This is a genomic window from Sulfoacidibacillus thermotolerans, assembly GCF_003144315.1.
In the GTDB taxonomy this organism is placed as follows: Bacteria; Bacillota; Bacilli; order Alicyclobacillales; family SLC66; genus Sulfoacidibacillus; species Sulfoacidibacillus thermotolerans.
This window is the reverse complement of sequence record NZ_MPDK01000035.1, coordinates 1-13,476: the sequence shown is the minus strand read 5'-3', so window position 1 is coordinate 13,476 and position 13,476 is coordinate 1. Positions and strand designations below refer to the sequence as shown.

Below are 13,476 nucleotides of genomic sequence, written 5' to 3'. Positions count from 1 at the left end.
TCACCTATCGTTGCTAATCTGTCCATATGAATAGTATAACCTAGTTTTAGATAGATTCAATAAAAACTGTTTAAACCCCTGTTCTCAAACAAAGGGGGGTGTGTAAGTATTTTTGAACAGCCAGTCCGCACATTCCCACGTCTAGGCGTGAAACGACTGGCGGGAGGTCAAGCGGCTGGCTGTTCATATTAGTTATTCGCTTTTTTGTATAACTTTCCATTCTGCATGACGCCCGCGTTTTTCGCAGACAATCACCCCCTCGTGCGACATCTTGTTTAATACACGAGATAACATTGCGCGGCTTGCCCATGGACACCAAACTTCTAAATCTGCTACTGTGAACCGATGGTGCTGCTTAAAAACTGCTGCTCGAATCCAGTCTTCTTTCCATCCTCTCTTTTGCGTAAAATCCAACTGCACTCTTTCCTCGAATCTTTGATAAGCCATTTGAACCATGAGTAAAACATATTCTAACCATGGATTCAAATGATGCTGCCCTTCGTGCCACCCTTGCGAAGAGAGATACAGAGTTTCATAATATCGATCTTTAGTATCTTCCACGATCCTCTCTAAGCTAATATAGCGACCTACTTCATACCCCGATTGATAAAGCAATAGCAAGACGAGAAGCCTTGCCATTCGTCCATTTTCATCCGGAAACGGATGGATGGACAAAAAATCAAGAATAAACGCAGCAATCAAAACAAGTTCAGGCACACTATTTAACTCTCGATAGCGGAGAAAAGAGTCGCATAATTCATCCATTGCCATTTCGGTTTGCCATGCAGGCACTGGAACAAAACGGACTTCTTTTTTCCCATCAGGAAAAACAACTTCTACTACATTATCTGTCGTTTTCCATCTTCCTCCGCTTCCTACATATCGCATTAAATCTCGATGCAATTGCAAAATCGTATTCGGGTTCAGTCGAATATCTAACGCATGCTGATGAATCGTATGAAGAACCTCCCGATAGCCAACTACTTCCGCTTCTGAACGATTTTGTGGCGCAGCACCTTCTTTGATGAGGATAGGCAGGCGAGCAGAGGAAACAAAAATACCCTCAATCCGATTTGATGATTCTACGCTCTGGATCATTGCCATTTGTCGCATCGCTTGTAATGCTTCCGGTTCTTGCTTTTGATAAAGTGTCTGCCGTCCTCGATATTCTTGCAAATCCGCAATTTGTTTCGTTAATCGATGATCGTAGATCAACGATTCTAATCGCCCATTGCGAAAAGTCATCATAAGAAACACCACCAAAATAGTATAACGAATCGCGTTCATTATCTATATAATAAACCAAGGTTGGTGATAATTAAACTGAAAATCAAAAAATGATTAAGGCAACGTCTGCAAACTCTGCTGCGCCTCAGAAGACGTAGGCAATGTCGAACTCACTGTGTCCGTAATTGTCCGCTCTGCCTGAACCGACGTCCCAAAATGCGCCATAAAGTGATCAAGGCTGTTCAATGGGGTTGTCGCCTGAACCGACGCAGAAAACGTATCATTATACCCCGACGGCGTGTTTGGATTGACTGTTGAAAATTGAAACGTTGGATCAAGTGGCACACCCACCCCTTTCATCGCGGCTGTATTGTTGTTCCACGCCTGTTGCGCGTGAGACAAGGATAAATCATCCACCAATACATCAGCGCCCGTTCCATTCACTCCTTGGACGGAATGCGATTCTGCCATCGCAGCTTTTACCGTCTGCTGGAGAGCCGTGTGCGTCCAGAGTTGCGAAAACGCAAAGCCACCCACTTCAAAAAACATAATCAGAAAAAATGATCCGATCAGCGCAGTAAACCAGAAAAACGGAAATGTAATCATCAAAATCCCGCCACTTCTTGATAAAAAAGTGGCGGTTCCCTCCTTTTGTGCGCGAATGCGCTTTTTGTTTTTTCTCTTGCGAACGATTAAAAAATTCGCCTTCTCTCCGTTGTGTTTTGTTTCGAGTTCCTGAAGAAAAGCGGCCGAGATTTCTATTTTCCCCATGAAAAAATCCCTCAGCTTTAGAGGTAAGAGAATTCTAGTGCAAATACGTTAATTTTTCATTCGCTCCTTCCATTTATTGCGATTCGTCTGATAAAATTCTAAAAACGATAAAATCATTCCTACAAGATAAAAAAAGGCAACGAGGTTTATTGAGAAAGCGATAACAATCATATACCATCACCGCCTCGGTCATTCTCAAGGGGCGTGCCTTGAATTATGTTTTCGGAGAGAGTCCGCCGCAATAATGGTCTGATTCTCCCTTTCCATGTATCGTAAATAAAATATGCCACAACCGTATTCAACATTGAAATTGCCAATACAGGCCACTACCCCAAAAAACTCGCCCCCCCCGATAAAAAAGAATGCCGTTTAGTTTCTCAACCATCGGGTGCGGGGTAAGTATTTTTCTATACGAGCGATGAACCTTGCGCTTCTTCAAGTCCCACCGGAATGATGACAATCGATAAAACGTTCAGGCGGTGTGCTTTCGGCAACATCTTTTGCCGATGTTTCTTTTACGGTAGATAAAGAATGACAACTCGATTGTTTGGTTACACAGAAAGGCCCAACTCCAGTCACAATGGAACTTGGCTACTTCAATGAACGATAACATACGGTACATGTTGACATAGAAAAGCCCCTCTCTCATTCACGAGAGAAGGAACTTGTGAGAAAAATCATCTTGCATAAAGAAACGTGTATACCGACCCATAACCAGTCGTGAAAGCTTCTTCTTTCAGTCGATTAAAATACCAATCCTTGCCCCAATCTGAAGCCGAAACTATCTGCGGAGCTATTTTCTTATATTTAGTTTCATGAATTAAAGAATAGGTATAACTAGTTGAAGGAATCTGTTTATCGTACATTTCTTTTTCATCATCGGGCCACTCTCCTGATTTACTACTAAAAATAATATCACCATTTTTTGAAACAAGAAGAAGAATAGGAAATTGCGCCTCTTTAATTAGCCTAGACGCTAACGCACTCATAGAGATTCCAAATTTTAAACGTAATTGTTCAAGGTTTAAAACAAAAGGTGGATCTAAATACTTGAGCTTATCTTGAACTTCAGAACCCTGAGGAATTAAAAGCCATTGTGCAAAATCATTTGCTTCACGTTCCCAAGTTCTTCTTTCAGCCAAACGGATACTACCCTCACCGTCAAAATCAATAGTTTCATCAATTAATACCGTTTTTTCATCATCCCACAGGTGCAAAAGAAAGTGACCAATTTCATGCGCTAAACTGAATTTCCATCTAGGAGTAGTTTTCGCATTGGGCATTACGATCATTCCGCGTCTTGCGCTAGCCTTTTTGACAGTCAATCCGCCTAATGCACTAGGTAATTTGGTTTTGAAACAATGAATATTTAATGCTTTACAAATCTCTACTGGATCAACAACTGATGGAAGATTTCTGCTATAGAGTTCAAATAATAATGTACTCGCTGCAACCGATGCAGGTTCACCTCGGTATTTTTCAATCCATTCTTCCGCATATTCCCCCAAATGATCAATTATTAGTTTCCAAGTGCCGTTATCTAGTTGATGATCTGAAGTTGAATCATTTTCACTCCTTGCAACCATAGGAAGTGAATTACGATAAATCTGAAAAACTTTGTTTCTCAGAACAGTATTGGATGCTTCTTCAATCATGTTCTGAGAAATTGAATATAAAAAAGCACCCAAAGGCAAACTATTTTTAAATGCCGCATTTGATAATATCTCCGTTATTTTTTCGATACCAATCTGTAACTTAAATTCATTCGTAATGAAAAGCTGTGCTGAAAGGAATTTCAATTCCTCTTTGAAGCGATCTTCCATCAAAATTTTTGTTAATCCGTGGATGAATTCCTGCGGAATTATTTTGCCCCGAATATAGGAACGAACTCGGCGTGTTATATCAATGATTTCAGATAAATCGACATTAAACGATATTACATTTAATTGATCAAACGTCGATTCACTTTGATATATTGATTCGACGATTTTTGAAACCCACGCAATCGTACCCCATTCTTTTTCTAATTCATCAGTCCATTTACCTGCATTTTTAATTCGAATAATCCACTCTTCTGTCCGATCTGGAAATCTATTCATGATGTAAGACAAAATCAATGAATCATGCGTCCTTGACGCACACCACAAATCGATTAAATTTTGAATATACTCCGGATCAATTAACTGATCTTGTTCGAAAAATTCATTAGCCAACAAAAAAGCGCCTCGAACAACGCTAGAATCCTTGTCTTCACGGACTAAGTCCAAAAATTTTATGGCATGGTCTTCGTTCATTTTCGGATTATTAGAAAGCATTCGCGCATATGATTCTTCTGCATGACGTTGATAAGTCTCAAAAGCTAAATCACGCGAAGATAAAATCCCCAAAAAATAATTGTTAATTTGCTCATTGGCGTGGGTATCCATTGTTTTTCTCCCTACCCATTAATTAACGTCCATCAGACATCTGAATGACACTCTCTGGATTCATAGCTAATCTGCCTACTTGATTAACTTGATGTACCACCGAACGAACCACGCCACCAGTACATGGTATCTTGCGAAAAGTTTCGGCACTACAACACATATATGTTGCCTTAAATGATCTTTTCCCTATCCCGTGACTTTTTAAAACTTCGGTCGTTGTATTAGCATTGTATAAATCAGAGTGCAAGGTCATATATACTCCATCACCATAATGCGGTTCATCTGTTGATAATGATTTCTTTAAACATTTTCTACACATATTTCGAACTTTAGCTGTTGGAATCTGTTTGTCTCTAACAAACTGCCAAGTTGCTTCATCATAATAATAATAAAAGGGAATTCCTTGATGAATTTTGCCTCCTTCTGCTCTTTTACTAATTGGATCAAGTGACTTCACATTTACAACTAAGCCTTTATAATTAATGGATTCTTGATCATAGTTATCAGGATGAGTACATTTTATAGCCATCGAATTCAACAGACCTTTCTTTAGAAAAACTAGTCCGATTTAATTCGATATAAAGTGCTGAAAAACCTGTATGTTTACAAATAAATATTCGACAATTTCATACCAATTTTCTACGCTCAGTATAAATTTAGCGCCAAAAACCTCCTTATTGAGAAGGGATATGGTGGGAACTTTTCGTTTTGGCGACCTATTTTGCATTTACTCCTTCATACAAGAATCGCGTTTCCAACACCGAAATAGAGCAAGCATACCCAAGCCGTCAATCAGAAAACGTTACGGGAACGAAAAACACTCAAGGACAATCCGCCCCATAAAGTGGAGTTATTCTTAGGACAATGGAGCTTGCGATTGAATTTTCTTAACTTCGCGTGCGCAACGAACGAAACTCTTCTTCAGATTCCCGCTCTTGAACAAAAGCGGGAATCTGCTCTACAAGAAGAGGCAAAGGAAGTGTTTTTTAGCTACTTGCGTTTTCTAAAAACTCGCCATCCACCAACCGTTCGATTGGCTTTCCCGTTGCGCGCAAATGATCTAAATACCGTTTTGCTTGCGCTCGTTCGACGAGCAATGAGCCAATTTGTTTGTCGATCGCTAAAATTTGCTTCTCAATAATTTGCACATCGTCAACCGTCGTAAGAATTGCGTGCGCGTTGACCAACTTTCCTTGTTCGTTTTTCTCATAAAACATGCGAATCTTTCTATGGTTCTCTGTGGTTTTTACACGGCGAAGCAACCCAGAAAAATAACGCGAAAAATGAGCGCGTTTGGCTTCTTCTGCATCAAACGTTTTCTCGAAATACGGCGCAACGATAGGCGCAAGTTCTTCTTTTGTAGCACCGGGATTTTGATCTAAAAATGCAAGAAATTCCGAAACCAGTTCTGGTGGATACTTGCTCGGCTTTCCCATTATTTGACCACCTCCAATTTTCTTGCGTTGCGTTTAAGGAAATCTGCAACTTGCGCGAGTACATGAGAAATCAACGCCAAGTGATCTGCCGTTTCCAGTGTTTCACCAAACGCATGTTTGAAATTGGCTAAATCTTGCGCCGTTTGTTCGAGTAGTGCTGGATTCGTTGCCAATTCTCGAATTTCTGCATAAGTTGCAATCTCAAGTAGCGCGTGGACACGGCGAATTTGCGTTTTGTGATCCGATTCCGCTTGCTGCGCTTTTTCTTGCGTGGTGGATTCTTCTTGCTTTTCCGCCTGTGCGTTTGCGAGTTCTTTTTCTAATCGCTTGATTTCTTTCAAAAGCACTTCGCGCTTTGATTGGAAAAACGCCAATTCTTCTTCTTTTTTCCGCAACGCATCTTCTTTCTCTCGTTTTTCTTGTTCGACTTCTGAAACGCGTTTTTTCCAAACAGCAAGTTCATTTTTTACTGCTTCAGGCACAACCTCGATTTGTTCAGGCGGTTGGTTTTGCAAGTGCTGAATCTCGCTTTGCAAGCGGGCAATTTGCTGTTTGTCCTCAAGTCGCCCCATCTGTTGCAAACGTGCCAATTCTTGTTGCAGTTCCTCGGTTTGCCGATCTTTTGCTTGTGCTTCTTCAAGGCGTTTGCGTAGTTCTTTCGTTTGTGCCACTGTACGCAGGCTGATCTCTTCGCCTAGTGAAGCAAACAAAGCTTGTTGCGTTTCGGATTCCAAATAAGCGAGTTGCTCCGCCGCAGTCGTCCCTAATTTTCCCTGATCGACAAGCTGTTGAAGTTCAGGAATCAATTCGTTGAGTTTGTCTAGACGGCGAACAGTTTTCTCGTTAATCTCATTTTCTTTAGCTATTTCTTCCGACCACACACCTTTTAAATTCTGGACATTATGTCCAGAATTGAGATCAGGATTCCCCCTTCGTTCCCCATACGTCTGCTCAATCAACTCTTTCTCCCGCCGAATTGCCTTCGCTAACTCCATCGGCGAGAGTGTGCGCGTTTTGACGTTTGCACTAATGAGCATGCGGGCGGCCTTGTTTTCATCCACCTCTAAAACATCCGTCTCGATTTCCGTCCAACCCAACAACTTTGCTGCCCGTACCCGCTGATGACCACTGATGATTTGGTACTGCTCACCTGCTGTTCGAGCGACTACGGCATGGATTAAGCCGTTTTCCTGCATATCTTTTGCAAGCTCCTGAAGTTCTTCGTCAGACAGGTTGTGAAACAGTTTGTTTTCTGGATGCTCTACAAGCAAAGCCACTGGAATTTTCGCCACGAAAAAAGCCCCCTTTTGGTTTCTCAACCGTTGGGGGCGGGGTAAGTATTTTTTCTATCTTGTAGTCAAATCAAGTCGTGCGTGAACTAAAAGTCGCATCAAAGGCATTAGAGACAAAATTCGTCGAATCCGATTGTTCTGTGAAGATTCGTAGCAGGTTTAGAGTTGCCTCGAATATAATTTTCTAATAACGTGCATACTGTACGTTATGTACATTTGATGGAGTTCGTAGTAAGATTGGAGGCGAGAGGTGAATGCTAATGGAAGCCGTTATGAATGCTACGGAAGTACGGGCGAACTTCGGTGAGTTTATTGACACCGTTGTGCGTGAAAAACCACAAGTGGTGAAACGGAATAGAGACTTTATTTTTGCCACATCTCTTTCTATGATGCGCTTTCTATTGTCCGCCTACGAACTGAACTACGAGTACGAAGTAGATGAGGATGGCAGGTATGCAGGTTCTATCGAAGAGATCGAGTTTATTGTTGCAGATGGAGCCAATTTGGAGGAACTTCGTGCAAACTTGGCTCATCACTTGATGAACTATGCACACGACTACATGAATGAGTATCAGCGTTATTTTAACGCACCGAATACGAAGAAACATGCCCCTTATGTACTCCGTGTCTTACTCGAAGATGATGCTGAATCGGTTGCATCTATGTTGCACGGCGATGCCGAGTTGGAGTGATTTAGAGAGATACTTGCAACGGAACGGATGGGTATTGATTCGTTCCACTGGTAGAGACAAGATTTATGAAAAACAGGAACCCGGCCAGCCAATTCGTCGGACAGCGGTTTCCAAGGGTACTGGCGAGATTGGTAAGGGGCTGTTCGCCCGTATCCTCAAACAGCAGATCGGCATCACGAAGCAAGAGTTCGACAACAACAAATAAGGGATGCGGATGTCGAGTGAACAGCCATCCCGTTTGACCCTCCGCCTGTCGCTTCGTGCCTAGGCGTGAGGGGGCAAACGGGATGGCTGTTCAAAGATTTCAGGATACCCATTTTTGAAACTGTTCTTCAACGTCTCTCCATATCTTGAATTTGCTAAGGAGAATAAATTTTCCACCGCGTCACGGAATTCATCTGGTGTGATTTGGTTATAGCGATACACCGACACCAAGACGCCAAGAGTCCCCATGCAACGTATACCATACATTTCACATGTCTTCATCAGTGCCCGATCGCTTGAGCAACATACCAAGTCTTTTTCCGCTGCAATTGCAATTAACTCAGCATCATAACGACTCAACATCTTCCTGTTTTTCAGAATGTCTTCCCACAGTTTCAAGCCTTCGACAGACTCAACAACCGCACGAATAGGTTCTACTTCTTTCAGCACCAACTCTACGTTCGGGAAATTAGCCTCGTCGCGAATCATGCTTTCTGGCATGAACACCTTTGAGAAAATTGTGTTAAGCAACCCAACGAGCTGAATATCTGCCAGTTCATTAAGGACACAGTTATCGACAATGACAGGTATGCGGTACAATTCATCAGAAGGCATGACTAATGTCATCTTCCCGCTCCCACTCCGCCAATAATTTGTTGGCATCCTCATGTGAAATTCCTAGAACAGATACGACTTTAGAGATACTGATACATTCATCAGCGTGAAATCGACGTAACAGCGCCTTGGCTCGAATATTCTTTTCTACGTATGGCATCGGATTCGGTTCGTTATTCCCAAACCGCGATTCAAGTTGTTTCTTCAAGTAACCATATTCAGTACGACTTAGGACATTTTCATTATGAAGAGCGAGAATCAATGCTTGTGCACTTACACCAAACTCACGTTTGAGTTGCAAAATATCACGTAGTTTGTTTTGCGAGCGGTGTAAGACTGTGACACATTCATTCAAATGTGCACGAGGGATTAGAAAATAACTGGCAAAAAAGTTGGCCATGCGCTCTTCGTGATTACCACGGGCCTTGGCATATGCTTCTCCGTTTTGACGATACTGGTCACGATGAAGCAACAGATGTCCAAGTTCATGCGCAACACTAAATATTTTACGTTCCTCAGGGATCGCCGCATCGTCGTTGACGACGATGAAAGCACCTCGCTTTTGCGTATAGGCAGAAAGCGCGTCGATTTCACGGCCAAATTGGTACGCGAGAATGTGTATGTGCCAGTCTTCAAGCACCTGAAAAATGAGCTTTCCCACGTACCCATCAACACCAAGTGCATTTCGAGTACGATCTGCAATATCTCGAATTTGCGCTTTCATCACATCGTCCAACTTACCTTCTAAGCGGTAACTTGGCGGCAGCATGACAACCCTATCTTCACCAACGGCTTCAATCACACTCCAATATTCATCAAGGTGTTCAATCAACAAATGTTGAGTCTCCCGTGTGAAATTCTTCTTCGGATTGTCCGCTCTAAACAGGAATGCAAAAATGTCCGGTTCGTCCTCAACGAGCTGTCGCATAGTTACACCTAGGGCTTCGCAAAACTTGGTCAATTTTGCACTGTCAATGGGTTGCTCACCACGCAGATACTTATACATCGTCGGACGGGTAACGCCAACTATGCGTGCCAGTTCTTCAATGGTCACGCCTTGATCGTCACGAATGCGGTCAATGTTTTTTGCAATTAAATCAAATGAAAACACGTTTCTCACCTCTTTCTGTATCAATTATAGTATACACAACGTGATTCAATACAACACATTCCGTAAAAAATAATTTACTCAAGTTTACTCATAGGTAGCTTTGACGTTGAATTCCTGCTTCATTGAGGTTGCCACGGTAAGTGTAAAAAAAACTATCTGACAACCAACTGCGAAGACAACACTCTTTTAAATCCATTGCAAAGCCAATAATAAAAGCGGAATATCAACAAAAAACATCACAAAAATAAAAAAATACCACGCAAATCGGCCGTCTTCTCGAAGATCCGCCCCAACAGCCACCCCAGATAACGATACAATAACAAACAAAAACCATTGCCAGCTCAAAATGATCACCTCCCTCGATTGCATTCCCTATTTGCACTTGCACACAAAACGAACGAGAATGATCCAGATGTTCTACAAGTTCGGCATAATATCCATCAAAAAGAGGCTTTTTGCATTGCGAAACGTTGCACAAAAAGCAACAACTTCTGCTCAACGTGAGCAGAAGTTGTACTCAGTCAACTTGATCTACCAATGCCACGTCGTAGTCGAAGTAATGCTCCGAGTGACCCCTTCATCCCCGGTCGGATTCGCCCACACATCGCTCCACGAGGGGAGAAACACAGAAATCACTGGGCTAAAGAACGGAAAAGGATTTTGGATCGCCGTAACGACGAGTTTTGGACTCCAATCTGGCACACCATCTACGTCTCCATATCCGGGTTTGGGTTGAAACAAATCCCCATGATTGTATTCTGCCGTGCACGGTTCCAACGGCGCAGTTTGTGTGCCGTATGGCGCATTCCCGTAATACGTTCCGTCCACTGGTGTTCCGTGCTGTTCGTTGGGATACGGTTTGATATTGGGCGGTGACACAGGCGTCCCTTGTGACGTTCGACCGTGGTACACTTCAGAGGCTGGAATCCACGGGCCAAACGTCGAAAAACCTGCTTGTGTCCAGCTTAACGGCTCATCTGGCGTATCATTCGCACTGAAATTGCTTTGAATCTCGACGTGCACTTGCGAGTCGTCCCAAAGTTCGGTGTCGCCATCGTACATGGTGAACATCTTGGTTGCCGTTTCTGTTGCAGGGAGATTGCGATACAAAGTCTCCGTTTTGTACACAGGGGTGTACCCAACAATCACTTCCCTTGAATAACGATGCTTTCCTGATCCAAACCATTCGGTTCGGTAGATCGGATTCCACGCGGCAATGTATTTGTGCGTATACTTTACGTCTGCAATCGTATTCACTTGCGCACGAAGCTCAAAGATGATCACGTTGTTTCCATACCCATCCACAAGTTCGATGGAAGCTTGGGCGTGGGGTGCACTCGTTGGTGATGTGACTGTGCCCTCTGGAATGATTTGAAGCTTGTAAATCGGTTTTTCTGGCATAATGATGGGTGAACGAGGCGTCGTGTATCCAAGAAGTTGCCCTTGTTTCGCAAACAGATACCCCGGATACAAAAACCGCATGATTTGATGGTCTCCCATGTTATCAATGCAATTCCAGTTGGCGTTTCCTTCGCACCCTTGGACAGCAGACGGCGGTTCTTGTGCCGTTCCCGCGCCCGATGTCAGATTGGATGGGGGGAACACCACCGTCACTTGCGCCATTGGCCGATTTTGCCCTGAATCCGTGCTATTGAACGTGTACCCAAAAACGTCTGAACTTGGCGCATACGCGCGAATTGCTACCGTGTTTTGATTCGTGCTTGACCAACCCGCTGCATCCCACGGTTTAAAGTCATTGTTTAACAGGGTGGTGTCTAGCGTGATTGTCGAATACGGATTCCCGTTCGCGTCGTACACAGGGCTTTCTGTCACGTAGTGAAACCCGCCGCCGTTTACGCTCATCGAAAATGCGATCTGGTCATTGGTAGAGTAGCCAAATATGTTGTTGCTACTTGTCGGCAAATCGTTTGCCCCCAAGGTTAGCGTAAGCGGTTGACTGAAGCTCTGTGCGCTCGAAGAGGTATAATCGGAACCAAACGTGTAATTCGCGCCGACATTCATCCAAAGCTCTAACCCTTCGTTTGTAGACGCAGCAAGCGTCGGTTCGTCTGTGCCAAGATCACTCCCTAAAGACAACTCAGAAGGCGTGGAAAGGTCTTCAAGCGTTGAATTCCCATGCGTGACAAGGGGAGTACACAAGCTGTTTGCGTCATACAATCCCGTAGAAGGATCGACACCGATCTGATCGATGCTTCCAAGTGCATTGGGCACATACAGGTTGACCGCAGAAATCTCTGGCGAACCACTAAAGTTCTCTAAAAATCCATTCCCGAAAGCACTTGTGATCGCAGAAGCCGTGAGCGTCCGCGTATTGATGACGCCAAGGATTCCTTCGCTCGAAGAGTTCGTAAACGGCAAGATGAATTGATGCGTCTGTTCGGAATAACCCGCTTCGGAATGATACGCCGTTGCCCCTGCTCCCCCGATCTCATGCCAAGATTTGACGAGTTTGACTGTGCCGTCATTTTCGACATCCCCAAGAAAGACATCACCCAGCGTGTCGTTCCACATGACAAGTCCCGGCGCAATCCCAATCGGTGCAGACACAGACGAAATGCTTCCGTAAGGGTCGGGGAGACGTTCCGTGACATCCCCGTTTTGCGGATTTACAAGATACAGCGTTCCCGCCGGATACTGATTGTTTGCATTGTATGCAGCCGTCACCGCAATAAACGGTGTGCCGTTTGATGACCGAACCAGCGCAGGGGATGCGTCGAGGCGGTCGCCTAAGTCAACGGGGCTTCCGTTATCGACTCGTCGATCCCGCAACATCGTACTTGGATCAATAGCGAACAAACGCCCGTTCTGGCTGCTGACCCAAATGTCTGCATTCGGCGCGTTTTGTTGCGCAGCCGTGACATACAGTGGGTAGCTTACCACTTGATTTTGGTACACGGGGGTTGACGAATCCAGATTGTTTTTGGAACCCAAGTAACTTCCCGTGATATTCCCTTGTTTATTAAACACATAAAGCTGTCCACCTGCCGCGAGATAGGCAAGCCTTGTAGAAGGCACAAAGACAGGTGACGAGTTTGAGACGCCTTGAATCGGGATAACGTACCGCGTTTCTGGCGCGGGGTTCGAGCCTCCTGACCAATGGTTAGTGTCAAAGCACACCATGTACCCTAGACCTGTCGGGCTGTCATTGGGCGCGGAGACTGGATAAAACAAAAGCCCCCCTCCCCCGATGGCGGTCGAGTTTGAATCAAGATTCGTTGTCGTGCCATTCCATGGATCGGTGGCGCTTGTGAGAAACGCCTCTTTGACCCACGGGTAATTGTCGTCAAGCGAATTGTCATGTGTTCGACCTGCAACATCCCCGAACATGACCGCGTTTGACGCAGCATACGCCGCGGTTGTGGACAACAAAAGCGCCGATGCGGTGAGTACGGCTAAAAGTTTATTTTGCATGGTGTCCTCCTTTCTTTGGGCACAAAAAAAGCCCTCCTACAAGGAGGGGGCGGGGTAAGAATTTTTCGTTTCTTAGTTTAGCGTTCGTTTGAGTTCTTCGAGTTCTTCCGCAGACAGTCCAGTTACTTTGATGATTTTATCCAAAGGATCACCAAGCGCTAACAACATACGCGCCATTTCCTTCTTCTCTTCCATTCGTCCTTGTTCAAGCCCTTGTTCAAGCCCTTGTTCAAGCCCTTGCTCACGAGCTTCTTCGATTTGTTCTTTGAT

The 13,476-nt window shown here is 44.1% G+C and carries 13 protein-coding genes and 1 pseudogene; 2 read left to right on the top strand and 12 right to left on the bottom strand.

Annotated elements, in window-relative coordinates; translation table 11 throughout:
- Nucleotides 1-192: 192 nt before the first annotated feature.
- The 7 genes from BM613_RS13160 to BM613_RS13135 form a co-directional block, all read right to left on the bottom strand.
- A complete protein-coding gene (locus BM613_RS13160) occupies nucleotides 193-1,248 on the bottom strand; it encodes a Fic family protein (RefSeq protein WP_219930695.1) in 1,056 nt (351 codons plus the stop codon).
- A 93-nt stretch (nucleotides 1,249-1,341) separates the two neighbouring features.
- A complete protein-coding gene (locus BM613_RS13155; RefSeq protein WP_109431637.1) occupies nucleotides 1,342-1,998 on the bottom strand; it encodes a hypothetical protein in 657 nt (218 codons plus the stop codon).
- Nucleotides 1,999-2,046: 48 nt separating this feature from the next.
- The gene (locus BM613_RS15705) at nucleotides 2,047-2,169 is read right to left on the bottom strand and encodes a hypothetical protein (protein ID WP_281267864.1); all 123 of its coding nucleotides are present in this window, start codon (nucleotides 2,167-2,169) and stop codon (nucleotides 2,047-2,049) included.
- 506 nt (nucleotides 2,170-2,675) lie between these two features.
- Nucleotides 2,676-4,424, bottom strand: a complete 1,749-nt coding sequence (locus BM613_RS13150) for an ImmA/IrrE family metallo-endopeptidase (protein ID WP_109431636.1) — start codon at nucleotides 4,422-4,424, stop codon at nucleotides 2,676-2,678.
- Between the two features lie 22 nt (nucleotides 4,425-4,446).
- Nucleotides 4,447-4,962: a hypothetical protein gene (locus BM613_RS13145; protein WP_146192825.1), complete on the bottom strand. Its 516-nt coding sequence runs from the start codon at nucleotides 4,960-4,962 to the stop codon at nucleotides 4,447-4,449.
- A gap of 448 nt (nucleotides 4,963-5,410) precedes the next feature.
- Complete coding sequence (locus BM613_RS13140) at nucleotides 5,411-5,860, bottom strand: hypothetical protein (RefSeq protein WP_109431634.1); 450 nt, start codon at nucleotides 5,858-5,860, stop codon at nucleotides 5,411-5,413.
- The gene (locus BM613_RS13135) at nucleotides 5,860-7,152 is read right to left on the bottom strand and encodes a ParB/RepB/Spo0J family partition protein (RefSeq protein WP_181363164.1); all 1,293 of its coding nucleotides are present in this window, start codon (nucleotides 7,150-7,152) and stop codon (nucleotides 5,860-5,862) included. The genes BM613_RS13140 and BM613_RS13135 overlap by 1 nt, the downstream gene beginning before the upstream one ends.
- 254 nt (nucleotides 7,153-7,406) lie before the next feature.
- Here BM613_RS13135 and BM613_RS13130 point away from each other — a divergent pair, with 254 nt between their 5' ends.
- Nucleotides 7,407-7,844: a hypothetical protein gene (locus BM613_RS13130; RefSeq protein ID WP_109431632.1), complete on the top strand. Its 438-nt coding sequence runs from the start codon at nucleotides 7,407-7,409 to the stop codon at nucleotides 7,842-7,844.
- The gene (locus BM613_RS13125) at nucleotides 7,828-8,049 is read left to right on the top strand and encodes a type II toxin-antitoxin system HicA family toxin (protein ID WP_109431631.1); all 222 of its coding nucleotides are present in this window, start codon (nucleotides 7,828-7,830) and stop codon (nucleotides 8,047-8,049) included. Before BM613_RS13130 ends, BM613_RS13125 begins: the two co-directional genes overlap by 17 nt.
- 59 nt (nucleotides 8,050-8,108) lie before the next feature.
- On the opposite strand, the gene BM613_RS13120 is transcribed toward BM613_RS13125, so the two are convergent.
- The 5 genes and pseudogenes from BM613_RS13120 to BM613_RS15190 all read right to left on the bottom strand — a co-directional run.
- A complete protein-coding gene (locus tag BM613_RS13120) occupies nucleotides 8,109-8,675 on the bottom strand; it encodes a PIN domain-containing protein (protein ID WP_109431630.1) in 567 nt (188 codons plus the stop codon).
- Nucleotides 8,653-9,774, bottom strand: coding sequence for a helix-turn-helix domain-containing protein (locus BM613_RS13115; RefSeq protein ID WP_181363163.1), 1,122 nt, complete (start codon nucleotides 9,772-9,774; stop codon nucleotides 8,653-8,655). Before BM613_RS13115 ends, BM613_RS13120 begins: the two co-directional genes overlap by 23 nt.
- 186 nt (nucleotides 9,775-9,960) lie before the next feature.
- On the bottom strand, nucleotides 9,961-10,119 hold the full coding sequence (locus tag BM613_RS15195) for a hypothetical protein (RefSeq protein WP_181363162.1): 159 nt from the start codon (nucleotides 10,117-10,119) through the stop codon (nucleotides 9,961-9,963).
- Nucleotides 10,120-10,305: 186 nt separating this feature from the next.
- Nucleotides 10,306-13,206: a hypothetical protein gene (locus BM613_RS13110; RefSeq protein WP_109431628.1), complete on the bottom strand. Its 2,901-nt coding sequence runs from the start codon at nucleotides 13,204-13,206 to the stop codon at nucleotides 10,306-10,308.
- A 72-nt stretch (nucleotides 13,207-13,278) separates the two neighbouring features.
- A pseudogene (locus BM613_RS15190) lies at nucleotides 13,279-13,476 on the bottom strand (RpnC/YadD family protein); the annotation flags it as partial.

What these genes read in the sequence shown, in the direction of transcription:
- BM613_RS13155 (WP_109431637.1), bottom strand. Translation starts at nt 1,998, where the DNA reads ATGGGGAAAATAGAAATCTCGGCCGCTTTTCTTCAGGAACTCGAAACA.
- BM613_RS13160 (WP_219930695.1), bottom strand. Translation starts at nt 1,248, where the DNA reads ATGATGACTTTTCGCAATGGGCGATTAGAATCGTTGATCTACGATCAT.
- BM613_RS13150 (WP_109431636.1), bottom strand. Translation starts at nt 4,424, where the DNA reads ATGGATACCCACGCCAATGAGCAAATTAACAATTATTTTTTGGGGATT.
- BM613_RS13120 (WP_109431630.1), bottom strand. Translation starts at nt 8,675, where the DNA reads ATGACATTAGTCATGCCTTCTGATGAATTGTACCGCATACCTGTCATT.
- BM613_RS15705 (WP_281267864.1), bottom strand. Translation starts at nt 2,169, where the DNA reads ATGATTGTTATCGCTTTCTCAATAAACCTCGTTGCCTTTTTTTATCTT.
- BM613_RS13140 (WP_109431634.1), bottom strand. Translation starts at nt 5,860, where the DNA reads ATGGGAAAGCCGAGCAAGTATCCACCAGAACTGGTTTCGGAATTTCTT.
- BM613_RS13110 (WP_109431628.1), bottom strand. Translation starts at nt 13,206, where the DNA reads ATGCAAAATAAACTTTTAGCCGTACTCACCGCATCGGCGCTTTTGTTG.
- BM613_RS13125 (WP_109431631.1), top strand. Translation starts at nt 7,828, where the DNA reads ATGCCGAGTTGGAGTGATTTAGAGAGATACTTGCAACGGAACGGATGG.
- BM613_RS13130 (WP_109431632.1), top strand. Translation starts at nt 7,407, where the DNA reads ATGCTAATGGAAGCCGTTATGAATGCTACGGAAGTACGGGCGAACTTC.